The 24,783-nt window shown below is 69.6% G+C and carries 24 protein-coding genes and 1 pseudogene; 9 read left to right on the top strand and 16 right to left on the bottom strand.

From position 1 onward, the window contains the following. Positions 1 to 61: 61 nt before the first annotated feature. From AU194_RS00280 to AU194_RS00265, 4 genes are read right to left on the bottom strand one after another with little or no spacing between them, the layout of a single operon-like run. Positions 62 to 436, bottom strand: coding sequence for a hypothetical protein (locus AU194_RS00280; protein ID WP_059087496.1), 375 nt, complete (start codon positions 434 to 436; stop codon positions 62 to 64). Beyond that, entirely contained in the window at positions 433 to 1,698 is a 1,266-nt protein-coding gene (locus tag AU194_RS00275) for an ArsA family ATPase (RefSeq protein WP_059087251.1), read from the bottom strand. Before AU194_RS00275 ends, AU194_RS00280 begins: the two co-directional genes overlap by 4 nt. Beyond that, positions 1,695 to 2,132, bottom strand: a complete 438-nt coding sequence (locus AU194_RS00270) for an SRPBCC family protein (protein WP_059087250.1) — start codon at positions 2,130 to 2,132, stop codon at positions 1,695 to 1,697. Before AU194_RS00270 ends, AU194_RS00275 begins: the two co-directional genes overlap by 4 nt. A gap of 56 nt (positions 2,133 to 2,188) precedes the next feature. Then, complete coding sequence (locus AU194_RS00265; RefSeq protein ID WP_059087249.1) at positions 2,189 to 2,578, bottom strand: polyketide cyclase / dehydrase and lipid transport; 390 nt, start codon at positions 2,576 to 2,578, stop codon at positions 2,189 to 2,191. 61 nt (positions 2,579 to 2,639) lie between these two features. Between AU194_RS00265 and AU194_RS00260 the strand changes: the two genes are divergently transcribed. After that, positions 2,640 to 4,439 carry a long-chain fatty acid--CoA ligase gene (locus AU194_RS00260; RefSeq protein ID WP_059087495.1) on the top strand — a complete coding sequence of 600 codons (1,800 nt, stop codon included), beginning with the start codon at positions 2,640 to 2,642 and terminating at the stop codon, positions 4,437 to 4,439. Here the strand turns inward: AU194_RS00260 and speB are convergent. From speB to AU194_RS00235, 5 genes are all read right to left on the bottom strand, one after another. Then, positions 4,436 to 5,386 carry an agmatinase gene (gene speB, locus AU194_RS00255; protein ID WP_059087248.1) on the bottom strand — a complete coding sequence of 317 codons (951 nt, stop codon included), beginning with the start codon at positions 5,384 to 5,386 and terminating at the stop codon, positions 4,436 to 4,438. The two genes, AU194_RS00260 and speB, sit on opposite strands and share 4 nt — an antisense overlap. Positions 5,387 to 5,404: 18 nt before the next feature. Beyond that, entirely contained in the window at positions 5,405 to 6,532 is a 1,128-nt protein-coding gene (locus AU194_RS00250) for a glycosyltransferase family 4 protein (protein ID WP_059087247.1), read from the bottom strand. 11 nt (positions 6,533 to 6,543) lie between these two features. Further along, entirely contained in the window at positions 6,544 to 7,341 is a 798-nt protein-coding gene (locus AU194_RS00245) for a peptidase (RefSeq protein ID WP_059087246.1), read from the bottom strand. 38 nt (positions 7,342 to 7,379) lie between these two features. Beyond that, complete coding sequence (ripC, locus tag AU194_RS00240) at positions 7,380 to 8,513, bottom strand: peptidoglycan hydrolase RipC (protein ID WP_059087494.1); 1,134 nt, start codon at positions 8,511 to 8,513, stop codon at positions 7,380 to 7,382. A gap of 154 nt (positions 8,514 to 8,667) precedes the next feature. Beyond that, on the bottom strand, positions 8,668 to 8,928 hold the full coding sequence (locus AU194_RS00235) for a hypothetical protein (RefSeq protein WP_059087245.1): 261 nt from the start codon (positions 8,926 to 8,928) through the stop codon (positions 8,668 to 8,670). Positions 8,929 to 9,050: 122 nt separating this feature from the next. Here AU194_RS00235 and AU194_RS00230 point away from each other — a divergent pair. Continuing rightward, positions 9,051 to 10,853 (top strand): annotated as a pseudogene (locus AU194_RS00230) (DEDD exonuclease domain-containing protein); the annotation flags it as partial. Here AU194_RS00230 and trpD read toward each other — a convergent pair. Then, a complete protein-coding gene (gene trpD, locus AU194_RS30815; RefSeq protein ID WP_082698413.1) occupies positions 10,791 to 11,888 on the bottom strand; it encodes an anthranilate phosphoribosyltransferase in 1,098 nt (365 codons plus the stop codon). The pseudogene AU194_RS00230 and the gene trpD overlap by 63 nt on opposite strands. A 79-nt stretch (positions 11,889 to 11,967) precedes the next feature. On the opposite strand from trpD, the gene AU194_RS00225 reads away from it, so the two are divergent. Genes AU194_RS00225 through AU194_RS00210 form a run of 4 tightly spaced genes read left to right on the top strand, consistent with a single transcriptional unit; the run spans position 11,968 to position 16,347 of the window. Beyond that, complete coding sequence (locus tag AU194_RS00225; protein WP_082698412.1) at positions 11,968 to 12,579, top strand: heme-copper oxidase subunit III; 612 nt, start codon at positions 11,968 to 11,970, stop codon at positions 12,577 to 12,579. 11 nt (positions 12,580 to 12,590) lie between these two features. Then, a complete protein-coding gene (locus AU194_RS00220) occupies positions 12,591 to 13,433 on the top strand; it encodes a c-type cytochrome (protein WP_369804009.1) in 843 nt (280 codons plus the stop codon). After that, on the top strand, positions 13,430 to 14,674 hold the full coding sequence (locus tag AU194_RS00215; RefSeq protein WP_059087241.1) for a ubiquinol-cytochrome c reductase iron-sulfur subunit: 1,245 nt from the start codon (positions 13,430 to 13,432) through the stop codon (positions 14,672 to 14,674). The genes AU194_RS00220 and AU194_RS00215 overlap by 4 nt, the downstream gene beginning before the upstream one ends. After that, positions 14,671 to 16,347 carry a cytochrome bc complex cytochrome b subunit gene (locus AU194_RS00210; protein WP_059087240.1) on the top strand — a complete coding sequence of 559 codons (1,677 nt, stop codon included), beginning with the start codon at positions 14,671 to 14,673 and terminating at the stop codon, positions 16,345 to 16,347. Before AU194_RS00215 ends, AU194_RS00210 begins: the two co-directional genes overlap by 4 nt. Before the next feature lie 293 nt (positions 16,348 to 16,640). On the opposite strand, the gene AU194_RS00205 is transcribed toward AU194_RS00210, so the two are convergent. The 4 genes from AU194_RS00205 to AU194_RS00190 form a co-directional block, all read right to left on the bottom strand. Next, positions 16,641 to 17,264 (bottom strand): DUF2561 family protein, encoded by a 624-nt coding sequence (locus tag AU194_RS00205; RefSeq protein ID WP_059087239.1) that lies wholly within the window; start codon positions 17,262 to 17,264, stop codon positions 16,641 to 16,643. Next, positions 17,264 to 18,010 (bottom strand): MmpS family transport accessory protein, encoded by a 747-nt coding sequence (locus tag AU194_RS00200; RefSeq protein ID WP_059087238.1) that lies wholly within the window; start codon positions 18,008 to 18,010, stop codon positions 17,264 to 17,266. Before AU194_RS00200 ends, AU194_RS00205 begins: the two co-directional genes overlap by 1 nt. A gap of 169 nt (positions 18,011 to 18,179) precedes the next feature. After that, positions 18,180 to 18,599, bottom strand: a complete 420-nt coding sequence (locus AU194_RS00195) for a cytochrome c oxidase subunit 4 (protein ID WP_059087237.1) — start codon at positions 18,597 to 18,599, stop codon at positions 18,180 to 18,182. 9 nt (positions 18,600 to 18,608) lie between these two features. Next, positions 18,609 to 19,667 (bottom strand): cytochrome c oxidase subunit II, encoded by a 1,059-nt coding sequence (locus AU194_RS00190; protein ID WP_059087236.1) that lies wholly within the window; start codon positions 19,665 to 19,667, stop codon positions 18,609 to 18,611. Between the two features lie 159 nt (positions 19,668 to 19,826). Between AU194_RS00190 and asnB the strand changes: the two genes are divergently transcribed. Further along, complete coding sequence (asnB, locus tag AU194_RS00185; RefSeq protein WP_059087235.1) at positions 19,827 to 21,773, top strand: asparagine synthase (glutamine-hydrolyzing); 1,947 nt, start codon at positions 19,827 to 19,829, stop codon at positions 21,771 to 21,773. Here asnB and AU194_RS00180 read toward each other — a convergent pair. After that, positions 21,770 to 22,744, bottom strand: coding sequence for a carbohydrate kinase family protein (locus tag AU194_RS00180; RefSeq protein WP_059087234.1), 975 nt, complete (start codon positions 22,742 to 22,744; stop codon positions 21,770 to 21,772). The two genes, asnB and AU194_RS00180, sit on opposite strands and share 4 nt — an antisense overlap. Before the next feature lie 192 nt (positions 22,745 to 22,936). On the opposite strand from AU194_RS00180, the gene AU194_RS00175 reads away from it, so the two are divergent. Continuing rightward, on the top strand, positions 22,937 to 23,575 hold the full coding sequence (locus AU194_RS00175; protein ID WP_059087233.1) for a hypothetical protein: 639 nt from the start codon (positions 22,937 to 22,939) through the stop codon (positions 23,573 to 23,575). Positions 23,576 to 23,579: 4 nt separating this feature from the next. Here AU194_RS00175 and AU194_RS00170 read toward each other — a convergent pair whose 3' ends face one another. Beyond that, positions 23,580 to 23,942, bottom strand: a complete 363-nt coding sequence (locus AU194_RS00170) for an iron-sulfur cluster assembly accessory protein (protein WP_059087232.1) — start codon at positions 23,940 to 23,942, stop codon at positions 23,580 to 23,582. Between the two features lie 152 nt (positions 23,943 to 24,094). On the opposite strand from AU194_RS00170, the gene AU194_RS00165 reads away from it, so the two are divergent. Further along, a complete protein-coding gene (locus tag AU194_RS00165) occupies positions 24,095 to 24,772 on the top strand; it encodes a DUF3043 domain-containing protein (RefSeq protein ID WP_059087231.1) in 678 nt (225 codons plus the stop codon). Positions 24,773 to 24,783 lie beyond the last annotated feature (11 nt).

Here is a 24,783-nt window from a genome sequence, read left to right as displayed (position 1 = left end):
CCGGACGGTGCTCTGCGACAACCTTACCCAGGCACTGAGGACTCGACCACAAACGCGGACGTCAGTCCTCGACGGTCACCGGGATGTGCTGGTACCGGCCGGGCGCCTCGGGCTGCGGCGGCTCGGGAGGCGGCTCGGGTGAGGACGGCGGTGTCGGATCCGTCGTGGGGGTGGCCGCGTCGTCGACGAGCGCGCGGGCCAGGTCGAGCAGCGCGACGCTGTGTTCGGCCAGCACGTCGAGCAGCGGGTGCTGCTGCCCCTGCGCCAGCGCGGCCAGTGCGCACACCGGGCACCACACCTGCTGACAGTTGCCCGCGCGCTCGGCGCCTGCGGCCGCCCTGGCCGCCGCGAAACGGATGAACGGGTCGACGCGCTCGAGGATCGTCTGGGCGAGCGCCTTCAGCTCGGGACCGAGCTCGGGATGATCAGCGGTCACGCCGGCCACACCTCCGGATTCGGGCGAAATCGCACGGTCAACTCGCTTCCCCGCAGTGCGGCGTCGGTGACGATGCATCGGCGCAGCACGGATGCGAGTCGGACCCGGCGCCGCATACCACCTGCGCCGATGATCAGGTCGTCGTCGACCCGGCCCAACTTGAGTTCGCCGGGATCGACCTGCGGCAACTCTAACCGCAGTCGGTACACCGCATCCAGACCGGTTCCCGACTCGCGGTCGACCACCGGCCGCACCGGTGCGGGCGGGGCCCCGCCGTCGCGCCTGCGGGCGGCGTCGAGCAACTCCCCGAGCGCCTTGGGCCCGATCGGCTCCCCCGCGAGATGGGGCACCAGCACCAGCGCCACGTCGCCGATCACGGTGTCGAGGCGGTCCAGCACGGTCTTCTGCTCGGCGATGCGCTCGGCGTACCAACCGAATGCGGGATGTTCGGGCAGGTTCCGGTACTCGAACGAATCATCCTGCAGCAGAACCTGATTGACGATCAGCTCGGCGACCCGCACTCCCATCAGCGACAGTGCACCCAGCGTGCGAGAGGCCTCGGCGGCGACCACCCGCTCGGGGGTCAGCACCAGATGCGCACCGACCTGCGCCTCGTCGGCGAGCAGGGCGGTCAGCCGCTGCGCCGCCGCGTCGATCCGCTCCACGAGGTCGACCATCGCGGCCGACGCGGCATCATCGGCGCCCCGGGACAGGCGGCGGTGCCGCGGCCACGCACGTTCGAGGTAGAGCGCCAGCGTGCCGGGCAGGGTCAGCATGCGCAGCGCGTCGGCGGTGGAAGCGCAGTCGACGACGACGTGCTCCCACTGCCCGCTGGCCGCGAGTTCGGCGACCTCGTGCAGCCCGAGCACCTCCTGCACACCGGGCAGCGCCGAGAGTTCTTCGGGCGCAACATCTCCGAGATCGGAGTCGGGGAACTTCGCGGTCACCGGACCGGCGATCTCGCGCCATCGCTCAGTGAGTAGGGCCAGCGTGTCCAGGGCCAGCGCGTCGAGCGAGCCACCCGCGTCGGGCAGGCCCGCGTCGAGGTCGGCGAGGATACGGGTCGGCTCCCGGCGACCGGTCGGGGTGACCGTCACCCCGAGCACGTCACCGGTCGAATGCGCCTGATCGGTCGACACGATCAACACCCGGGCGCCCGAGCGAGCGTCGCGTACAGCGGTCGCCGTCGCGAGCGTGGACTTGCCCACCCCGCCCTTGCCGACGAACAGGCTGATGCGGGCGGGCGTGCCGACCGGGTTCACTCAGCCTCGGCCCGCTTCTTCAGATCTTTGAGCGCGGTCTCGGTCAGCCTGCGCTCGGCCTTGCGTTTGAGCAGGCCGATCATCGGGATCATCAGGTCCACGGCCAGTTCGTAGGTGACGTCGGTACCCGACCCCTTCGGGGTGAGCCGGTAGGCGCCCTCCAACGACTTCAGCAACGAGCTCGAGACCAGCGTCCAGGTCACCGACTTGCGGTCGGCGGGCCACTCGTAGGCCAGCACCATGGTGTCCTTGAGCACGGCCGCGTCGAGCACCAGGCGCGCCGTCTTGGGATAGCCCTCGTCATCGGTGTCGAGCACCTCGGTCTCCCGGTACTCCTTGACCCAGTCCGGATAGGACCCGATGTCGGCGATCACGTCCATCACCGTCGCAGGATCGGCATCGATGTAAATCGTCTGCGCCGTCTTGTCCGCCACGTGCCCCGCCCTCCTCGAGCCGAAATGTACCCTCGCGTTCGCGGCTGAACCCACCGTCAGGCCAGCCGCGACACCCCCACCGGCCGCGCCGCCTCGAGGGTCCGCTTGAGTTCGAACGCCATCTTCTTACCCGCCACCCGCCGGTCGTGGTTGACTTTGGCGAGCTTCATCCTGGCCAGCTCGCGGGCCGAGGCGCCCGCGGGTTCGGCGTGCAGGAAGTAGTGCAGGATCACCCCGTCGAGCGAGGGTTCCAGCCACACCTCCATGGTGCCGATCAGCGCCCCGGTCACCGTCCAGCGGTGTCCGACGGGGCCCCGGTCCTCGACGACGGTCAGCCGCAGGTCCGGCCACCAGCGCCGCCAGTTGGCCGGTTCGGCGACCGCGCGCCCCACCTCGGCGGGGTCGGCGGCAACGAACGTCTCATCGGCGATCTGGATGCTGTTCATCGTCTCCCAAGCTTCACACACAGGCCCGTGCCGTGCCCCGGCGGCCGACTACGCTGAACGCGTGCCCGAGTTCAGTGTGCCCGCGCCGTTCACCGTAGGAGAGGGCGACACCGTCGTCAGCGCCGTCTTCGACCACGAGCGCAGCGACCCCGACCACGTCATCTTCCGCAGGCTGGTCGACGGCGCCTGGCGTGACGTCACGTGCGCGCAGGCGGCCGCCCAGATCCGTTCGGCCGCATTGGGTCTGATCGCTTCAGGCGTGCAGCCCGGCGATCGGGTGGCGCTGCTGTCGGCCACCCGGTACGAGTGGCCGATCATCGACTTCGCGATCCTCGCCGTCGGCGGCCTGACCGTCCCGATCTACGAGACGTCCTCGGCCGAGCAGGTGCGCTGGGTGCTCTCGGATAGCGGTGCGGTGGTGGCGATCGCGGAGAACGACTCCCACGCCGAGAAGATCGAGGCGCTGCGCGCCCAACTGCCCGACCTGCGTACGGTGCTGCGCATCGAGGGGTCAGGCACCCCGGCGCTCGAGGCGCTGGCCCAGGCCGGCCGTGACGTGCCGCCCGAAGAGCTCGACAACCGGCTCGCGGGCCTGCGCTCGGCGGATCCGGCCACGATGATCTACACCTCCGGCACCACGGGTAAGCCCAAGGGCTGCCAGCTCACCCATTCGAACCTGGTCTACGAGATCCGCGGCGCCAAGAGCTGCTTCCCCACCCAGCTCGCCAAGGGTGAGCGGATGCTGGTGTTCCTGCCGCTGGCGCACGTGCTGGCCCGCGCGATCACGATCGCCGCGTTCGCCAACAAGGTCACCCTCGGCTTCACCAGCGACATCAAGAACCTCGTCCCCACGTTCGCGGTGTTCCAGCCGACGCTGGTGGTGTCGGTGCCGCGCGTGTTCGAGAAGGTCTACAACACCGCCGAACAGAACGCCCGCAACGACGGTAAGGGGCGCATCTTCGACATCGCGGCGGCGACGGCGATCGAGTACAGCAGGGCGCTGGATGCCGGCGGGCCCGGGCTGCTGCTGCGCGCCAAGCACGCGGTGTTCGACCGGCTGGTCTACGGCAAGCTGCGCGCCGCGCTCGGCGGGCAGTGCAACGCCGCGATCTCCGGCGGCGCACCGCTGGGCGCCCGGCTCGGCCACTTCTACCGCGGCGTCGGGCTGACCATCTACGAGGGCTACGGGTTGACCGAAACCAGCGCCGCGATCACGGTCAACCGCGTCGGCGACATCAAGATCGGTTCGGTGGGCAAGCTGCTGCCCGGCAACAGCATGCGGCTCGGCGAGGACGACGAGCTGCTGGTCCGCGGCGGCGTGGTCTTCAAGGGCTACTGGCACAACGACGAGGAGACCGCGAAGGTCTTCACCGACGACTGGTTCCACACCGGCGACCTCGGCGCGATCGACGCCGACGGCTTCCTCACGATCATCGGCCGCAAGAAGGAGATCATCGTGACCGCGGGCGGCAAGAACGTCGCCCCCGCCGTCCTGGAGGATCAGCTGCGGGCGCACCCCCTGATCAGCCAGGCGATGGCCGTCGGCGACGCCCGGCCGTTCATCGGCGCCTTGATCACCATCGACCCCGAAGCGTTCGAGGGCTGGAAGCAGCGCAACGGCAAAGACGGCGGGGCGACCGTCGGCGACCTCGCCACCGACCCCGACCTGGTCGGCGAGATCGACGCCGCGGTCAAGGAGGCCAACCAGGCGGTGTCCAAGGCCGAGGCGATCCGCAAATTCCGCGTCCTGCCCGTCGACTTCACCGAGGACACCGGTGAGCTCACCCCGACGCTGAAGGTCAAGCGCAAGGTCGTCGTCGAGAAGTTCGCCGAGGACATCGAGGCGATCTACGCCGGTTAGCCGCGGGCGACCATCAGTGAGACGAGGTCGAAGACGACGGTTGCCGCTGCGACACAGGTGATCTCGGCGTGGTCGTAGGCGGGGGCCACCTCGACGACGTCCCCGCCGACGATGTTCAGCCCGTGCAGCCGCCGCAGGGTGCGCAGCAGCTCGCGGGCGGTCAGCCCACCGGATTCCGGAGTGCCGGTGCCGGGGGCGAACGCCGGGTCCAGCACGTCGATGTCGACCGACAGATAGACCGGCGCATCCCCGACCCGGCGACGGATGGTGTCCACCACCGTGTCGACACCCAGTTCGTCGAGGTCGCCCGCCCGGATGATCCTGAACCCCATCTCGGCGTCGGCGCGCAGGTCCATCCGGTCGTAGATGGGTCCGCGGATGCCGACGTGGATCGAATGGTCCTCGATGAGCAGACCCTCCTCGAACGCACGCCGGAAGATCGTGCCGTGGGTCACCGGCGCGTTGAAGTAGGTGTCCCAGGTGTCGAGGTGGGCGTCGAAGTGCACCAACGCCACCGGACCGTGTACGGCGTGCAGGGCGCGCAGGTTGGGCAGGGCGACGGTGTGGTCGCCGCCGATCGACACGATGCGCCGGTTGCCGCCGCCGAGGATGTCGGCGGCGTGGTGCTGGATCTGCCTGCACGCCTCGGCGATGTCGTACGGCGTCACGGTGACGTCGCCTGCATCGACGATCTGCACCCGCTCCAGCGGCGCGACGTCGAGTTCGACGTGGTAGCCGGGCCGCAGCGTGCGGGCGGCCTGGCGGACCCCCATCGGGCCGAAGCGGGCGCCCGGTCGGTAGGAGGTGCCGCCGTCGAACGGCACCCCGAGGATCGCGATGTCGTAGTCGCCGACCTCACTGATGTCGGCGATGCGGGCGAAGGTGCTCTTGCCCGCGTAGCGGGGTACCTCGGTGGCGGGTACGGCGCCCAGGATGTGGTCGGTCATGCGACGACCATGCCCTCCCTAGAGCAGTTCGGCCAGGCGGGCGGCGCGGGTCGGCCACTGCCAGTTCTGCAGCGTCCACTGCCGTCCCGCGGCGCCCATGGCCGCGGCGCGGACCGGATCGGCCAGCAGATCGCCGACCGCGGTTCCGATCGCGTCGACGTCGGTGCCGTCGACGACGATTCCGGTCTCCCCGTCGCGGACGGTCTCCGGGGCACCGCCGGAGCGGCCCGCCACCACCGGCACCCCGCTCGCCGAGGCCTCCAGATAGACGATCCCGAGCCCCTCGACATCGAGGCCGGCGCCGCGGGTGCGGCACGGCATCGCGAACACGTCGGCCAGCGCGTGGTGGGCGGGCAACTCCCCGCTGGGCACCCCGCCGGTGAACCGCACGTCGTCTGCCACCCCGTGCTCGTGGGCCAGGCGGCGCAGCGCGTCGCGGTAGGGTCCGCCGCCGACGATGAGCAGCACGGTGCCGGGCACCCGCCGCCGGATCGCGGGTAACGCCTTGATCAGCATGTCCTGTCCCTTGCGCGGGACCAGTCGTGACAGGCACAGCACCACCGGACGGTCGCCGAGGCCGTAGCGGCTGCGCAGTTCGGCCCGCGCGGCGGCGTCGGGGGCGAACCGGTCGGTGTCCACCCCGGGCGGCAGGTGCTCCAACGCCGCGCGCGGCCCGAACGCCGAGGCGAAGCGGCCGCGGGTGTAGCGGCTGACGAACGTGACCACGTCGGTGCCGTCGCCGATGCGGCGCAACGCCGTGCGCGCCACGGGCAACATCGACCAGCCCACCTCGTGGCCGTGCGTGCTCGCGACCACCCGGGCCGCGCCGGCCCGGCGGGCGATCGGGCTGAGCAGCGCCAGCGGTGCGGCCGCGCCGAACCAGACCGTGTCGATGCCGTGGGCGGCGATCAGACCGCGCATCCGGCCCGCCACCGACGGTTCGGGCAGCATCAGCGTGCCGGGGTGACGCACCACCTCGAATGCGGCGGCGCGGTCGTAGTCCGCCGCGCCGCGCCACGCCGGGGCGTAGACGCTCACCTCATGGACGCCCGCGGCCACGACCTGGTCGACGAACGCTTCGAGATAGTTCTGGATGCCACCGGCACGTGGCGGAAAGTCGTTGGTGACCAGCAGCACTCGGGACATCGGGACTCAGGCTAGCCGGGCGGCCACTGCCGCCACCCGGCCAGCACCTCGTCGACGTCGACGCCCAGGCTCTCGCGTACCGCGGTGGGGACGTCGACGTGGTCGGGTCCGCAGGCCGCGACGTACAGCGCGCGCAACCGCTGCGGCCCGTAGCGGTCGGCGACGTAAGCGGCGAACCGCCACGCCCGGTCGTAGGCCTGCGACCGCACCGGTCCCACGGCGTCGAGGTCGGCGTCGGTGGGCAGGGTGACGGTGGGATCGGGCACTGCGGCGGCCTCGGGCGTTCGGGCGACGTAGTCGGCGACCCCTTCGGTCAGCCAGCGCGGCGCGTCCGCGGCGGTCACGTCGCGGACGGCGTGGTGGAACAGTTCGTGGCGCAACACAATTCGCAGGTCGGCGTCGTTCATCCCGACGGCGCCCGGCGCGAACAGGATGCGGTCGGCGGTGGTGGCGGCGGCGATGTCGGCGCCTCCGCCCGCCAGGGCGGTGAACTGCGGGGACGAGGCCGTCGCGACGATGACGAGCTCCCGCCGCCAGTCCGGCCCCCAGAACCGGCTCACCGCATCGGTGGCGGCGGGCAGTTCGGCGGCGACGCGGGACAGCAGCCGGGTCGTGTCCGGGCCACCGAGGGCGACGAACTCCGCGCTGCGGCCGTCGGGCAGTTGCGTGGTGACGGCGGTGGGCCCGGGCTCAGCGGGTTCGGCGGCGTCCGGCGTCTGCGCGGTGGCCGCGGCCAGCGGGGGCGGTGCGGTCGGCCCTTCCGGCCGGTCGAGCAGCAGGACCGCGGACACGAACTCCGCCAACAGCAGAGCGAGGAGAAGCCGCCGAGGCTTGATGGCGGCCGGACCTAGTAGCGGCGGACGTTGTGGATCGGCGCGTTGTTCACCGGAGCCACGCGCACCGGGGTGCCGTAGGTGGAGGCGTGCACCATCATCCCGTCGCCGATGTAGATGCCGACGTGCGACGCATCGGAGTAGTAGGTGACGAGGTCACCGGGCTGCATCTGGTCCATCGACACCGGCTGTCCGCCACGCGCCAGCGCCTGGCTGGAGTGCGGCAGCGAGATGCCCTCCTGCTGGAAGGCCCACATGACCAGCCCGGAGCAGTCGAACGAGCTGGGCCCCGCGGCGCCCCACGAGTACGGCGAACCGATGCGGCTCAACGCAGCCTGGACGGCCACCGCGCGGCTGGCGCCACCGGGCGGCGGGGCGATGTCACCCGGCGGGATGGCCGCGGGTGGGGCGGCGAGCATACCCGGATCCGTCGGAGGCGCAGGCGGTGCGGCCTCCGGGCCGGGGGCCGGCGGTGCGGCCGGGGCGGGCGGCATGGCGGCCAGCGCCTCGCGCTGGCTGGGGGTCAGCGCCTCGTACTGGGACTTGACCACGGCGATCTGGGTCTGCAGACGGCTCTGCTTGTTCTGCAGGTCGGCGCGCACCTGGGCGGCCTGTTCGGCGGCGGTCTTGGCGTCGGCGGCCGATTTCGCGGACGCCTGCTCGGCGGCGGCGGCCCTGGTGGTGGCGTCGCGGAAGCCGGCCATCCGGGCGGCCATCTCGCCGGCCATCACGCGCTGCACCGAGAGCTGGTCGATGAACTGCTGCGGCGAACCGGCGGTGAAGATCGCGCTCATCCCGTCGGTGCGGCCACCCATGTACTGCGTGGCGGCCACCTTGTTCACCGCCGACTGGAAGTCCGCCAGCTGCGCCTTGGCCTGCTCGGCGGCGGCGAGGTCGGCGGAGTGCCGGGCCTCGGCGGCCTGCTGGGCGGCCAGTTTGTCGTTCAGGTCGAGCTGCGCCGAGTGCATCGCCTCGGTGGTCTGCTCGGCCTGCCGCGACAGGTCGTTGAGCTTTGCCAGCGCGTCGTCCGCAGGATCGGCGAAAGCACTGCCTGCCAGAACCGAGGAGAACACGGCCAGAGCCGCTATCGCACCGACGGCGGGTCGCTTAAGAACACGGATGCCCCACTGCGCGCGAACGAGCCTCAAGATGATTGCGTCCTTCAACTGGCGTAACGAGCCGCCTCGAACTGCTCCAAGGTCTCAGACAGGTTACGAAACGGCATCGGGCTTGTCCAACAGGAGATCCAAATTTAACAGGTGCCAAGTCCCCTTTCCGCCCTCACTCCACCGCCGTCGTAGATCAGGCAACGCCCGAATTGTTTTGCCGGTGAATCGGAACCAGACGCAATCTCGGTGCCAAACCCGCCTCGGCCAGCACTTCCAGGGCGCGGCGCTCGTCGACGAGCAACGTCTCCGGCACCCCCAGCAGCACACTCACGACACAGTCCTGACATCCCGGCCCGCGAACCGCGCAATCATCGCAGTCGATGGTCACCACATCCGGATTGCCGTCCGCCGCCGCGCCTGGATCCGCCCCGTGCGGTTGATAACCCTGAGCCATGTGGCCGTCCTCTCGATCGATGGTGCCCGCACGGTAACGGCGGCCACCGACACGTCCCGCCGCCTCGCGTCCGACCCGCGTGGCATCGCCGTCGTGTCGGTGCCGTTCCCTACGGTCCTCCCATGGGTCAGCGCAGCGGGGGTGCCGTCGGACCTCCGGCCGAACAGCTGTCGTTCGACATGGAGTCACTTTCGTTGCGCGACACCACATTCGTGGTCGTCGACCTCGAGACCACCGGCGGCCGCGCCACCGGCGACCGGCCCGACGCGATCACCGAGATCGGCGCGGTCAAGGTCCGCGGCGGTGAGGTGCTCGGCGAACTGGGCACACTCGTCGACCCGGGCCGCGCCATCCCGCCGCAGATCGTCGCGCTGACCGGCATCACCACGGCGATGGTGTGCGCCGCACCGCGGATCGAATCGGTGCTGCCCGCGTTCCTCGAATTCGCCCGCGGGTCGGTCCTGGTCGCCCACAACGCCGGCTTCGACATCGGGTTCCTGAAGGCGGCCGCCGAACAGTGCGGGCTGACGTGGCCGCGTCCCCCGGTGCTGTGCACGGTCAAGCTCGCACGCCGCGTCCTGACCCGCGACGAGGCGCCCAGCGTGCGGCTGTCGGCACTGGCGCAGTTGTTCCGCGCGAAGACCACCCCCACCCACCGGGCCCTCGACGACGCGCGGGCCACCGTCGACGTGCTGCACGGGCTGATCGAGCGGATCGGCAACCAGGGCGTGCACAGCTACACCGACCTGCGCGCCTACCTGCCCGACGTGACACCGGCACAGCGCCGCAACCGCAGGCTCGCCGAGGGTCTGCCGCACCGGCCCGGGGTGTACCTGTTCCGCGGCCCCGGCGACGAGGTGCTCTACATCGGCACGGCGGTCGACCTGCGCCGCCGCGTCGGGCAGTACTTCACCGGAGCCGACCCGCGGGCCCGGATGAAGGAGATGGCGTCGCTGGCCACCCGGGTCGACCACGTCGAGTGCGCGCACGAACTCGAGGCGGGCGTGCGGGAGCTGCGGCTGCTGGCCGCGCATGCGCCGCCCTACAACCGCCGGTCGAAGTTCCCGCAGCGGCACTGGTGGGTGGTGCTGACCGACGAGGCGTTCCCCCGGTTCTCGGTGGTGCGCGCACCGCGACACGGCTCGGCGATCGGGCCGTTCCGGGTGCGCGGCGACGCCGTCCAGACCGCCGAACTGCTCGCCCGCTTCACCGGGGTGCGGACGTGCACCGCCCGGTTGGCCCGCGCGGCCCGGCACGGCGCGGCCTGCCCCGAACGCGAACTGTCGCCCTGTCCGGCGCCCCGCGACATCGACGCGGCGGCATACGCACCCGCCCCGCACCGCGCCGCCGAGCTCATCGACGGCCGCGACGGCTCAGCGCTGGACGCGGTGATCGACGGGATCGCCGAGCTGGCCGCCGCCGACCGCTACGAATCGGCCGCACGCCTGCGCGACCACGCCGCCACGGGCATCGAGGTGCTCTGGCGCGGACAGCGGCTGCGCGCGCTGGCCGAGCAGACCGAACTGGTCGCCGCGCGCCCGGACGGGGCGGGCGGCTGGGAGCTGGCCGTGGTGCGGTACGGACGGCTGGCCGCCGCGGGCTGCGCCCGGCGCGGAGTGCCGCCGATGCCGGTGATCGATGCGCTGACCGCGGGCGCGCAGACGGTGCTCCCCGACGCGGCACCGCTGGGCGGGGCCCTGGTCGAGGAGACCGGACTGATCGCCCGCTGGCTGGCCGGTCCCGGCGTGCGCATCGTGCGCTGCGACCCCGGCTATGCCACCCCGATCGGGGCGGCGGGCCGCTGGCTGGGATGGGCGGATACGGCCCGTTCGGCGCGGCTGGCCGCCGAACAGGCCGACCGTTCAGAGCTTCTGGGTGAACCGCACCCAACGCGCGAGCAGCTTCTCGGCCGCCCCGGAGTCGATTGTCTCGGCCGCCCTGGCCAATCCCGCCTCCCAGGCAGGCACCCATTTGGCGTCGCTGGATAGGCCGGCATGGGCGACCATCGCACCCGCGGCGTTGAGCACGACGGCGTCGCGCACCGCGCCCTTGGCGCCGCCGAGCACCGCGCGCACCTCGGCGGCGTTGTGTTCGGCGTCGCCGCCGACGAGTTCGGACAGCTGGGCGCGGGCGAACCCGAAGGCCGCGGGGTCGAACGTCAACCGCTCGACGGTGCCCGCCTGCACCCGCCAGATCGTGCTGGTCGTGGTGGTGGTCAGTTCGTCGAGGCCGTCGTCGCCGTGCACGACCAACGCACTCGAGTTACGCGACGCGTACACCCCGGCCATCACCTCGGCCAGTTCCGCCCACGCGCAGCCGATCAGGCCGGCCCTCGGGCGGGCGGGGTTGGTGAGCGGGCCGAGCAGGTTGAACACCGTCGGCACCCCGAGTTCCCGGCGCACCACCGACGCGTGCTTGTAGGAGGGGTGGAAGTGGTTGGCGAACGCGAAGCCGATGCCGACCTCGGCCACACAGGCGGCCACCTGATCCGGCCCGAGGTCGATCCGCACGCCGAGCGCCTCGAGCGTGTCGGCCCCGCCGGACAGCGACGACGCGGCCCGGTTGCCGTGCTTCATCACCGGCACGCCCGCTGCCGCGACCACGATCGCCGCCATCGTCGACAGGTTGACGGTGTTGGCGCCGTCGCCTCCGGTGCCCACGATGTCGACGGTCTCGTTGCCGATGGTGTCGGTCGGGATGCGGCGCGCGTGCTTGAGCATCACGTCGGCCAGCTCGGTCACCTCCGCGGGCGTCGGCCGCTTCATCTTCATCGAGACCGCGAACCCGGCGATCTGGGCGGGGGTCGCCGCGCCGGTCATGATCTGGTCCATCGCCCAGCCGGCCTGTCCGGTCGCCAGGTTCTGTCCGGTGGTCAACCGCCCCAGGATCGACGGCCACGTGGGAGTATCAGTCACGCGCAGATGTTCCCACGACAGCTGGGAACTTCCCAACGGTCGCATCAGACCCGTCCGAACGCCACATATGACGAATAGGCGACCCGGGTGGAGTTCGACAACTACAAAGCGTCATACTTGCGGTGTGACGAGTGCTGTTGGGACCTCGGGAACCGCGATCACCTCGCGCGTGCATTCGCTGAACCGGCCGAATATGGTCAGTGTCGGCACCATCGTGTGGCTTTCCAGTGAGCTCATGTTCTTTGCTGGACTGTTCGCGATGTACTTCACCGCACGCGCCCAGTCCGGCGGCGAGTGGCCACCCCCGCCCACCGAACTGAACCTGGCGTTGGCGGTACCCGTCACGCTGGTGCTGATCGCGTCGTCCTTCACCTGTCAGATGGGTGTGTTCGCCGCCGAGCGCGGCGACGTCTTCGGCCTGCGCCGCTGGTACGTCGTGACCTTCCTCATGGGTCTGTTCTTCGTGCTCGGCCAGGGCTACGAGTACGTCCACCTCGTGCACGAGGGCACCACGATCCCCGGCAGCGCCTACGGCTCGGTCTTCTACCTCGCCACCGGCTTCCACGGTCTGCACGTGATCGGCGGTCTGGTCGCGTTCATCTTCCTGCTCGCCCGCACGAAGATGAGCAAGTTCACCCCCGCCCAGGCCACCGCGGCGATCGTCGTGTCCTACTACTGGCACTTCGTCGACATCGTCTGGATCGCGCTGTTCGCGACCATCTACTTCGTCCGATGAGCTCGGCAGAGATGAGCTCTCAGGATCCGCAGCCGACGAGAAGGGGTTCGATGACCAGCAAGTCCCGCCGACGGTTCCGCCGGCGTCTGTCGGCAGCGGTGCTGCTGCTGGCCGGACTTGGCGTCGCAGGTGGCGTCGCCGCCACGCTGACGCCCACACCGCAGGTCGCGGTTGCCGACGAATCGCAGTCGGCGCTGCTGCGCACCGGCAAGGAGCTGTACGACATGTCCTGCGTGAGCTGCCACGGCAGCAACCTGCAAGGCGTGGACGACCGCGGCCCCAGCCTGATCGGCGTCGGCGAGGCAGCGGTGTACTTCCAGGTCTCCACCGGCCGGATGCCCGCGCGGCGCAACGAGGCGCAGGCCCCCGACAAGCCCGCGGACTTCGACGAGGCGCAGATCGACGCGCTCGGCGCCTACGTGCAGGCCAATGGCGGCGGTCCCGTCGTTCCGCGCGACGAGAACGGCGAGATCGCCAACCAGTCCCTGATGGGCGACAACGTCGCCCGCGGCGGCGACCTGTTCCGCCTCAACTGCGCGTCGTGCCACAACTTCACCGGCCGGGGCGGCGCCCTGTCGTCGGGTAAGTACGCACCCGAGATCAAGGCCTCCCCCGCGCAGATCTACACCGCGATGACCACCGGTCCGCAGAACATGCCCAAGTTCTCCGACCGGCAGCTCTCGCCGGAGGAGAAGCGCGACATCATCGCCTACATCGAGGAAGCGCGGAGCACACCGCCCCCCGGCGGCTACGGACTCGGCGGCTTCGGCCCGGTGTCCGAGGGTATGGCCGCGTGGATCATCGGCATGGTCGCCGTCATCGGTGCGGCGCTCTGGATCGGGGCACGGGCATGAGTGACGAACGGAAGGATGACGACGTGACGAGCACGCCGGGCGGCGCCCCCAAGGGCACCGACGCCCCCGGTCACGGCGGGGTGCCGGGTCAGCCGACCGACGCCGAACTGGCCGCGATGTCGCGTGAGGAACTGGTCGAACTCGGCGGTCGGCTCGACGGCGTCGAGACCGTCTACAAGGAACCGCGGTGGCCGGTCGCCGGGACCCGCGCCGAGAAGCGCGCCGAGCGTGGCGTCGCGACGTGGCTGCTCATCGGCGGCATCGCCGGTCTGCTCCTGCTGCTCGTCTTCCTGTTCTGGCCGTGGGAGTGGCAGCCGTACGGCTCCGAGGGCGAGTTCATGTACTCGCTGGCGACCCCTCTCTACGGTCTGTTCTTCGGCCTGTCGATCCTCGCGATCGGCATCGGCGCCGTGCTTTACCAGAAGCGGTTCATCCCCGAGGAGATCTCGATCCAGGACCGCCACGACGGCGCCTCCCCCGAGATCCAGCGCAAGACGGTCGCGGCCAACCTGACCGACGCCCTCGAGGGCTCGACGATCAAGCGCCGCAAGATGATCGGCGCCTCCCTCGGTATCGGCCTCGGCGCGTTCGGCCTCGGCACCGCGGTGGCCTTCATCGGCGGTCTGATCAAGAACCCGTGGAAGCCCGTCGTGCCCACGGCCGAAGGCCCCAAGGCCGTGCTGTGGACCTCCGGATGGACCCCCCGGTTCACCGGCGAGACCATCTACCTGGCCCGCGCGACCGGAAACACCGGCCACGGCGGCACTTTCGCGAAGATGCGCCCCGAAGACCTCGACGCGGGCGGTATGGAGACGGTGTACCCGTGGCGCGAATCCGATGGTGACGGCACCACGGTGGAGTCCAGCCACAAGAACACCGAGATCATCATGGGCGTGCGAAATCCCGTGATGCTCATCCGCTTCCGTCCCGAGGACATGTCCAAGGTCGTCAAGCGCAAGGGTCAGGAGAGCTTCAACTTCGGCGAGTTCTTCGCCTACACGAAGATCTGCTCGCACCTGGGTTGCCCGTCGTCGCTGTACGAACAGCAGACCCACCGCATCCTGTGCCCGTGCCACCAGTCGCAGTTCGATGCGCTGCACTTCGCAAAACCCATATTCGGTCCGGCTGCGCGTGCCCTCGCGCAGTTGCCCATCACCATTGACCAGGACGGGTACCTGGTCGCCAACGGCGACTTCATCGAACCCGTCGGGCCGGCATTCTGGGAACGGAAGACATCATGAGTGCACAGAGTGGTTCGAAGATGGCCGCCAGGCTCGCAGCCCAGGGTGACGCGATGGATTCGCGCTACCACCCGTCAGCGGCGGTCCGTAGACAGCTCAACAAGGTCTTCCCCACCCACTGGTCGTTCCTGCTGGGTGAGATCGCCTTGTACAGCTTCATCATCCTGCTGATCACGGGCGTCTACCTGACACTGTTCTTCGACCCGTCGATGGCGGAGGTCGTCTACGACGGCGTGTACCAGCCGCTGCGCGGTGTGCAGATGTCGAAGGCCTACGAATCTGCACTCGACATCAGCTTCGAGATCCGCGGCGGGTTGTTCGTCCGGCAGGTCCACCACTGGGCCGCGCTGCTGTTCGCGGCGTCGATCATGGTGCACCTCGCCCGCATCTTCTTCACCGGTGCGTTCCGCCGCCCCCGTGAGGCCAACTGGGTCATCGGCTCGCTGCTGCTGATCCTGGCGATGTTCGAGGGCTTCTTCGGTTACTCGCTGCCCGACGATCTGCTGTCCGGCACCGGCCTGCGCGCCGCCCTGTCCGGCATCACGATGGGTATCCCGGTCGTCGGCACGTGGATGCACTGGGCGCTGTTCGGCGGCGACTTCCCCGGCACGATCATCATCCCGCGCCTCTACGCACTGCACATTCTGCTGATCCCCGGCATCATGCTGGCGCTCATCGCGGCCCACCTGGCGCTGGTGTGGTTCCAGAAGCACACCCAGTTCCCCGGCCCCGGCCGCACCGAGAAGAACGTCGTCGGCGTGCGCGTCATGCCGGTGTTCGCCGTGAAGTCCGGTGCATTCTTCGCGATGACGGTCGGCATCCTCGGCCTGATGGGCGGTCTGCTGCAGATCAACCCGATCTGGGCGCTCGGCCCGTACAAGCCGTCGCAGGTGTCCGCGGGCAGCCAGCCGGACTTCTACATGATGTGGACGGACGGCCTGATCCGCTTGTGGCCGGCGTGGGAGTTCTACATCGGCAACTACACGATCCCGCAGCCGGTGTGGATCGCGGTGCTGATGGGCCTCATCCTCGGGTTGCTGACGGTGTATCCGTTCCTCGAGAAGAAGCTCACCGGCGACCACGCTCACCACAACCTGTTGCAGCGTCCGCGTGACGCACCGGTCCGCACCGCGATCGGCGCGATGGCCGTGGCGTTCTACATCCTGCTGACGTTCGCCTGCATGAACGACATCATCGCGCTGAAGTTCGACATCTCGCTGAACGCGACGACGTGGATCGGGCGTATCGCGATGGTGGTGCTGCCGGTGATCGTGTACTACACGACATACCGCTGGGCCATCGCGCTGCAGCGCAGCGACCGTGAGGTGCTCGAGCACGGCATCGAGACCGGCATCATCAAGCGGCTTCCGCACGGTGCCTACATCGAGCTGCACCAGCCGCTCGGCCCGGTCGACGGCCACGGCCACCCGATTCCGCTGGAGTACCAGGGCGCACCTCTGCCCAAGCGGATGAACAAGCTGGGCTCCGGAGGGGCGCCGGGCACCGGCAGCTTCCTGTTCGCCGATCCGATCGTCGAGCACGAGGCGCTGACCGAGGCCTCGCACGCCGCACACCGTCGCTCGCTGACCGCGCTCCGCGAACGGCAGGACGGCAACGGGTCCGCCGACGGGCACGGCAACGGCGACGGCGACGGCTCCAACGGTCACCACTAGATCGCAAACGACGGAACGGCCGTCGCGATCCTCCTCTGGGAGGTCGCGGCGGCCGTTTCGTCGTATCGGGGTCCACTCCCCTACCCCATCGGGGGGCGGGCTGAGCGTGAGGCTGAACCCACGCAGGCCCCCACTCGCACTTCTGCTGCATACTTTCAGCCTCGCGAACCCAAACCGCGTGTACCCAGCCGCAACCACGCGAGCCTCACCGCGAGACTGCACTGACGCAGGTCTCTACTCGCACTTCTGCTGCACAGCGTCAGCCTCGCGAACGCGAGCGCGAAACGACCGTCCTACACCAAGGGTTCGGTGAGCTCACGCAGCTGGCGCAGATACCACCACGGTGCTACCGGCATCGCCAGCGTGATCACCGCGGCCACCGCGTAGAGCACCCAGGCGATCGTGTCGTTGTCGACGGCCATCAGGTAGGTGGCGACACCGATCGCGACGTTCGCGGCGCCCATCGCGATGCCGAGCACCAGCGCGCACTGCAACCACAGGTGGTCGACCGGTCCACCCGGCTCATCGGGTAGGAAACGACCGGGTGCCGGCTGGGTGAGCGTGTTGACCGCACGGATCTTCTCGGTCGCGGGTTCGTCTGTGGCCGTGGATCGTTCGCGCGTGAGTACGACGGGCTCCGGCTCGGCCTGGGCGCTTCTCCTGGCCCGCAGCAGCAGCGGTACCGCGCCGACGATCACCACCGCCGACACCGCGATGACGGTGTAGAGCAGCCACGGCGTATCCCCGTCGGAGGCCGCGACGGGTTCGCTGCGGCCGAGTTCGGTGAGCGCCACGACGGCGGCCACGGCCGTACCCAGCACGCCCAGCCAGACGGCCGCGCAGACGCCGAGCAGGATGCGGTTGAGGTTCTCGGCGCCCACACCGGGTCCGGCGGGGGCGGGTTCGCTGTAGGTCATCAGCAGCTCGTCTGTGCAGCGTTGCCGTTGTTGGAGGACAAGACCGTTCCGTCGCTCGTCGTGATCGAACAGTTCAACTTGCTGACCAGGAACAGGCTCGACGCCTGCACCGATCCGACCTCGGACTGCGAGATCGGCGTGACCGTCAGCGACCAGGGGATGTACACGTTGCGCTGCGTGCGGCTCCGGCCCGACGCGTCGACGTAGGTGACGGTGATGATGTCGCCCGGCGCCTTGGTGCCGGTCACGGTGTACGTGACCTGGCGGGGGCCGGCCGGTGTGGTCGTCGTCGGCGGCGGCGGGGGCGTCGTCGTGGTGTTCTCGTCCTGCACCGGCGGCGGAGGTGTGGTCGTGGTGGTCGCCGGGGTGGCCAGCTGATCGGTGTCGGTCTGCGTCACCAACAGCGCCACCGACACCACCAGCGCGATGGCGGCGATGATCGCGGTGACGCCGACGACCCATGGCCAGCGCGGCGGGGACTGCTCGTCGGGGTCGACGACCGGTTCGTAAGTGTCGTAGTCGTACAGCGCCGCGTCCGCGGGCACATACGGCCCGCTGCTGAACTGCTCGGACTCCGGGGCGGAGTACGCCTGCGAGTAGAACTCGGTCTCACCCGTTGCGGCCGCAGGTTCGTCGGCCGGGCCGACCTGTTCGGTCGCATCGTCGGGTGCCGAGTGCCTGCCGCCCTCCCGCTCGGGCTGGTCCGGTCCCGGCGAGTCCGGCCCTGGGGGGTTCGGCCCGCTCATCTACGCCTATCCTTCTCGACTGCGTCACCGGCGCGGACTTCGGCCTGAACGGCGCACCGCACCTCGGCAACACTACCCAACGACAAGTGGCCGGCGACCGTCACAGCACGGTTCGCCGGCCAACTGTTGCCTGATTCGTGATCTTCTTCCGACCCGTGCGGACTCCCGGTCAGTGCTTCTCGGGGCCCCAGTGGTACTCGAAGACCAGGCCGGCGGCGGAGGCCAGGACGAACACGATGCCCGCGGCCATCAGCCACGGCAGCCACAGCGCGGTGCCCACGGCGGCGGTCGAGAACGACAGCGCGATCAGGATGGGCCACCAGCTGTGCGGGGCGAAGAAGCCGAGTTCCCCGGCGCCGTCGCTGATCTCGGCGTCCTCGTAGTCCTCGGGGCGGGTGTCCAGGCGCCGGGCGACGAACCGGAAGAACGTACCCGTGATGAGGGTCAGGCCGGTGGTGAGCACCAGCGCGGTGGTGCCCGCCCACTCCACGCCGCCGCCGCCGAACATGGCGGTCAGCGTGGCGTAGACGACGGCCGACAGCGCGAAGAACGCCGTCAGGAACTCGAACAACCTGGCTTCGATATGCATCGCGAAGTCCTACCTGCTCGCTTGGGGGGCCATCTCACCGCGCCGCGTGTCGAACGGCTTGGTCGTGACGGCGGTGGGCGACTGGTTGATGGCGATCAGCGCCTCGGCGTTGGTCCTACCCGCCCTGCGCTCATCGAGGTAGGCCTTGAAGTCGTTCGGCGGCACGACCCGGACCTCGAAGTTCATCATCGCGTGGTAGGTGCCGCACAGCTCGGCGCAACGACCGACGAAGGCACCGGTCTCGGTGATCTCGCTGATCTGGAAGATGTTGTCCGAGTTGTTCTGCTCGGGGTTCGGGTAGACGTCCCGCTTGAACAGGAACTCGGGCACCCAGAAGGCGTGTGCGACGTCGGCGGACGCGAGCCGGAACTCGATGCGCTTCTCCGAGGGCAGCACCAGGACGGGAATCTCCTCGCTGGTGCCGAGGATCTCGACGTCGTCGTAGGCCAGGTAGCTGCGGTCCTCGGGGTTCTGGCCCGCGATCGCACCGTGTTCGGTCTCGGCGGCGTGGGGCTCGCCCACGGCGCCTGCGCCCTCTTCGCTGGGGCGTGACGCGACGGCGGCATTGCGCTCCTCGTCGACACCGTCGTAGGACAGGGTGCCGTCGGCGAAGTTCACCTTGTTGTAGCCGAATTTCCAGTTCCACTGGAACGCCGTCACGTCGATGACGACCTCGGGGTTGTCCTCCTTGGCGACCATCCGCTCCTGGACCACGACGGTGAAGTAGAACAGCACCGAGATGATGAGGAACGGGATGACCGTGAGGACCAGCTCGAGCGGCATGTTGTAGCCGAACTGACGCGGCAGCTCGGTGTCGGTGGCCTTCTTCCGGTGGAATGCGCTCACCCAGAAGATCAGGGCCAACACGATCCCGCCCACGACCAGCGCGGCGATCATCGACCACAGCCACAGCTCACGGTTGAGATGCGCCTCGGGCGTGATGCCCTCCGGCCAGCCCAGCCCGATCACGTCTCTCCAGCTGCAGCCACTGAGCAGCAATGCGGTGGTACCCATAACCACCACCAGTGCGGCTTTGCGTGCCACCGCCTTCAGCCCGCGAGGGGTCACGTCGGCGCCTCCTAGAAGTCCACTGAGCCGACCGCTGTGCGGTCCATGCCACCGTTGAATACTACGCAGCGTAGACCACGCCCCGAAGACGGTCTCGACACACCCGACCTTTGTGTGCCGTCGCGCCCCATCGCCGGCGCATTGGGCATACTTGGCGCCGTGTGCGGACTGCTGGCGTATCTGAAAGACCCGTCCGCGGAGCCCTCTCCCGCGCTGGTCGGCGCGGTTTCTGGGGCGGCTGACCTGATGCGGCACCGGGGGCCCGACGAGCCGGGCACCTGGTCGGACGACACCACGGATCCGGGGATCGTGCTGGGGTTCAACCGGCTCTCGATCATCGACATCGCGCACAGCCATCAGCCGCTGCGCTGGGGGCCGCCGGAAGCACCCCAGCGCTACGTACTGGTGTTCAACGGCGAGATCTACAACTACCTCGAACTGCGCCGCGAACTGACCGACACCCACGGGGCCGCGTTCGCCACCGACGGTGACGGTGAGGCGATCATCGCCGCTTACCACCACTGGGGTCCGGCCGCGCTGTCGCGGCTGCGCGGCATGTTCGCGTTCGCACTGTGGGACACCGCTGAAGGTGAGTTGTTCTGCGCGCGCGACCCGTTCGGCATCAAACCGCTCTACCTCGCCAGCGGGCCGGGCGGCACCGCGGTCGGCAGCGAGAAGAAGTGCCTGCTCGCCGTCGCCGCCGAACTGGGCCTCGACACCGGGCTCGACGAACGCGCCGTCCAGCACTACACCGTGCTGCAGTACGTCCCCGAACCCGAGACCCTGCAGCGCGGCGTGCGCCGGCTGGAGTCGGGTAGCTACCTGCGGATGCGTCCGGGGCAGGCGCCGGTGGTGACCCGCTACTTCACCCCCCGCTTCGACGCCCAGCCGTTCCGCCCGGGATCGGAGCAGGCCCGCTACGACGAGATCACCGCGGTGCTCGAGGACTCGGTCGCCAAACACATGCGCGCCGACGTGACCGTGGGCGCGTTCCTGTCCGGAGGTATCGACTCGACGGCGATCGCTGCGCTCGCGATGCGCCACAACCCGCGGCTGATCACGTTCACCACCGGATTCGAGCGTGAAGGCTTCTCCGAGGTCGACGTCGCGGTCGCGTCCGCGGAGGCGATCGGCGCCCGGCACGTCGCCAAGGTGGTCAGCCAGGCCGAGTTCGTCGAGGCACTGCCCGCGATCGTCTGGTATCTCGACGAACCGGTCGCCGATCCGGCGCTGGTGCCGCTGTGGTTCATCGCGCGCGAGGCCCGTAAGCACGTCAAGGTGGTGCTCTCGGGTGAGGGCGCCGACGAGCTGTTCGGCGGATACACCATCTACCGGGAGCCGCTGTCGCTGCGCGCGTTCGACTATCTGCCCCGCCCGGTGCGCCGGTCGCTGGGCAAGGCCTCGGTGCCGCTGCCCGAGGGCATGCGCGGTAAGAGCCTGCTGCACCGTGGCTCGCTGACGCTGGAGGAGCGGTACTACGGCAACGCCCGCAGCTTCAACGACGCGCAGTTGCGCGCGGTGCTGCGCCGGTTCTCCCCGGAGTGGACGCACACCGACGTCACCGCGGCGCTCTACCGCGAGTCCGCGGGCTGGGATCCGGTGGCGCGGATGCAGCACATCGACCTGTTCACCTGGCTGCGCGGCGACATCCTGGTCAAGGCCGACAAGATGACGATGGCCAACTCGCTCGAGTTGCGGGTGCCCTTCCTCGATTCCGAGGTGTTCGCGGTGGCTTCACGGTTGCCGTACGAGCAGAAGATCACCCGCTCGACCACGAAGTTCGCGCTGCGCCGTGCGCTGGAACCGATCGTGCCGGCACACGTGCTCCACCGGCCGAAGCTGGGCTTTCCGGTGCCGATCCGGCACTGGCTGCGCTCGGGCGGCGAGCTGCTGGACTGGGCCTACGAGACGGTGACCGCGTCACAGACGGGGGATCTGATCGACGCCGATGCGGTGCGCACCATGCTCGACGAACACCGCACCGGCGTCAGCGATCACAGCCGCCGATTGTGGACGGTGCTGATCTTCATGCTGTGGCACGCCGTCTTCGTGGAGGGCAGTGTGACTCCCCGGATCGAGGAGCCCCACTACCCCGTTCAGCTCTAGGCCAACGCCGAGGCGATTTCCTTGGCCGCGTCCTCCCCGTAGGCGTCCTTCAGGCGCGTGACCCCGGCGTCCTTGTCCCAGGACCATTCCTGCGGGCCGGGCGCCTCGAGGACCAGGGTCGCGACCAGCGAGGCCAGCTGTGCGGCGCGCTCGAGGGTCAGCCCGGCGCTGCGGCCGGTGAGGAATCCCGCGCGGAAGGCGTCGCCGATGCCGGTGGGATCGGCCTTGTGGGTCTCGGGTACGACGTCGACGTGGACGAAGGTGCCGTCGCGGCCGACCAGGTCCACGCCCTTCTCGCCGAGCGTGGTGACCCGCAGCTGGATCTGCTGCATGACCTCGGCCTCCGACCAGCCGGACTTCTGCAGCAGCAGGTCCCACTCGTAGTCGTTGGTGAACAGGTAGGTGGCGCCGTCGATGAGCTTGCGGATCTCGTCACCGGACAGCCGGGCCAGCTGCTGGCTGGGGTCGGCGGCGAACGCCAGGCCCAGGCTGCGGCACTCCTCGGTGAGCAGGAACATCGCGTCGGGGTCGTTGGCGCCGATGATCACCAGATCCGGCGTGCCGGTCCGCTCCACCACGTCAGCGAGCTTGATGTTGCGCGATTCGCTCATCGCGCCCGGATAGAACGACGCGAGCTGGGCCATGTCGTCATCGGTCGTGCAGACGAAGCGGGCGGTGTAGGCGGTCTCGGAGACCAGCACGCTGTCGCAGTCGACACCGTGGGAGGTCAGCCAGCCGCGGTAGTCGTCGAAGTCCTTGCCGACGGCGCCGACCAGGGTCGGCTCACCGCCGAGGATGCCCATCGCGTAGGCCATGTTGCCCGCGACGCCGCCGCGGTGGATGACCAGGTCGTCGACCAGGAAGCTCAGCGACACCTTCTGCAGGTGTTCTGCGAGCAGCTGGTCGGCAAAGCGGCCCGGGAATCGCATCAGATGGTCGGTCGCAATGGACCCGGTCACCGCAATGGTCACGAACTGTCACCCTTCGTTTCGTTTCGACTACCCGACCCTAGTGTCCGGGCCTGGGAAACCGCGCCTCGAGACCTTCGTCCCCGGGCGGCGCATCGGTGGTGCGCTAACCTGCGTACAACCGCCCGCGCAGGTCGCCGCGATGTCACTGTAGACAGGCGACTGTTCTCACAATCCCTTGGAGCGACATTCTTGATGGCTGGCCCGTACCCCTATCCGGACTACCCTCAGCAACCGCTTCCGCCGCAGCAGGGCGCACCGCAACCCTATCCGGGTCCGGTGCCGTCGGCATATCCGGGCATGCTGCCGCCGCCGGTGCAGTACCCGCGGCGGAACCGAAAGAAACTAGTGTTCGCGCTGGTCGCGGCGATTCTGGTGGCCGTGGTGGTCGCCGGGGTGCTCGTCTTCGCCAGTCGTGACGACGGCGCCACGCAGACCGCGGGACCGCTGACCGACGCCAGGGCCCGCACGGCCATCCAGGGGTACCTCGACGCGCTGGCAGGCGGCGACGATCAGCAGATCGCCCGGCATGCGCTGTGCGGCCTGTTCGACGCGGTCACGGAGAAGAAGTCGGATCTCGCGCTGGCCGGTCTGGCCTCCGACGCGTTCCGCAAGCAGTTCAGTCGCGCCGAGGTGACGTCGATCGACACGATCGTGCCGTGGTCGGCGAATCAGGCGCAGGTGCTGTTCACGATGCGGGTGGCGCCGGCACGCGGGAGTGCCCGCGGCCAGCAGCCGCCCAACGAGGAGGAGCAGGCGGTCGCCCAGCTGCTCATCCGTGACGACGAGGTGCTGGTCTGCTCATACCTGCTGCGCACCGGCAGCCAGTACTAGCCGATCAGTTGAAGGAATCGCCGCAGGCGCAGGAGCCGGTGGCGTTCGGGTTGTCGATCGTGAAGCCCTGCTTCTCGATGGTGTCGACGAAGTCAATCGTGGCGCCCTGCACGTAGGGCGCGCTCATCCGGTCGACGGTGAGGTTCACGCCGCCGAACACCGCGGTCAGGTCGCCGTCGAGGGCCCGATCGTCGAAGAACAGGTTGTAGCGCAGGCCGGCGCAGCCGCCGGGCTGCACGGCGATACGCAGCGCCAGGTCGTCGCGACCCTCCTGGTCGAGCAGGGCCTTCGCCTTGGCGGCCGCGGCGTCGGTGAGAACCACCCCGTGGGTTGCGGTGGCGGTCGCCGACTCGTCCTGAACAGTCATTGCTCTCCCTTTGCATCCCTGCTGCTGGTTCATGGGGAACGCGCCGGCGTCCGCCGACGGTCCACTCCCTCAACGGTACCTTGCTTTCGCCCTATTCCCGGTGTGACTCCCGCCGGCCCGACGCCGCTCCCCCGGCAAGTAATCTGGCGGGTGTGAAACTGCTGGGCCGTAAGAACGATGACGAGGGACCCGAGGACGCTGCGGTGACCGCGGCTCCGGCACACGTCGAGACCGAAGCCGAAGCCCGTGAGCGCAGGACCGCCCCGAAGGGCAGGCCGACCCCCAAACGCGACGCGGCCAAGCGGCGCGGTCCGGTGGCGCCCGCCCCGCTGACCGCCGCCGAGGCGCGCAAACGCCGCAAGGAGCTGCGCGGGCCCAAGCTCAGCAAGGAAGAGCGCAAGGCAGAGAAGATCGAACGCCGCGCCTCGATGGCCGAGCGCCGCGAGAAGATGATGGCCGGCGACGACGCCTACCTGCTGCCCCGCGACAAGGGTCCGGTGCGGCGTTACGTCCGCGACATCGTCGACTCGCGCCGCAACGTGCTGGGCCTGTTCATGCCCGCCGCGCTGGCGCTGATCTTCGTCATGCTCGCGGTCCCGTCCATCGAGGTGCAGCGGCTGCTGTCCCCGGCCATGCTGGTGCTGGTCGTGATCATGATCATCGACGGCTTCATCGTGGGCCGAAAGGTCAACCGCATGGTCGACGAGAAGTTCCCCGGCAACACCGAATCGGGTTGGCGGCTGGGCTTCTACGCGGCCAGCCGGGCATCGCAGCTGCGCCGCATGCGCGCGCCGCGGCCGCAGGTCGAGCGCGGCGCCAAAGTCGCCTGAGGCGACCGGCG

Source organism: Mycobacterium sp. GA-2829, assembly GCF_001499965.1.
Classification (GTDB): Bacteria; Actinomycetota; Actinomycetes; order Mycobacteriales; family Mycobacteriaceae; genus Mycobacterium.
Note: the sequence above shows the minus strand (reverse complement) of the source record. Positions and strands in the feature narration are given on the sequence as shown.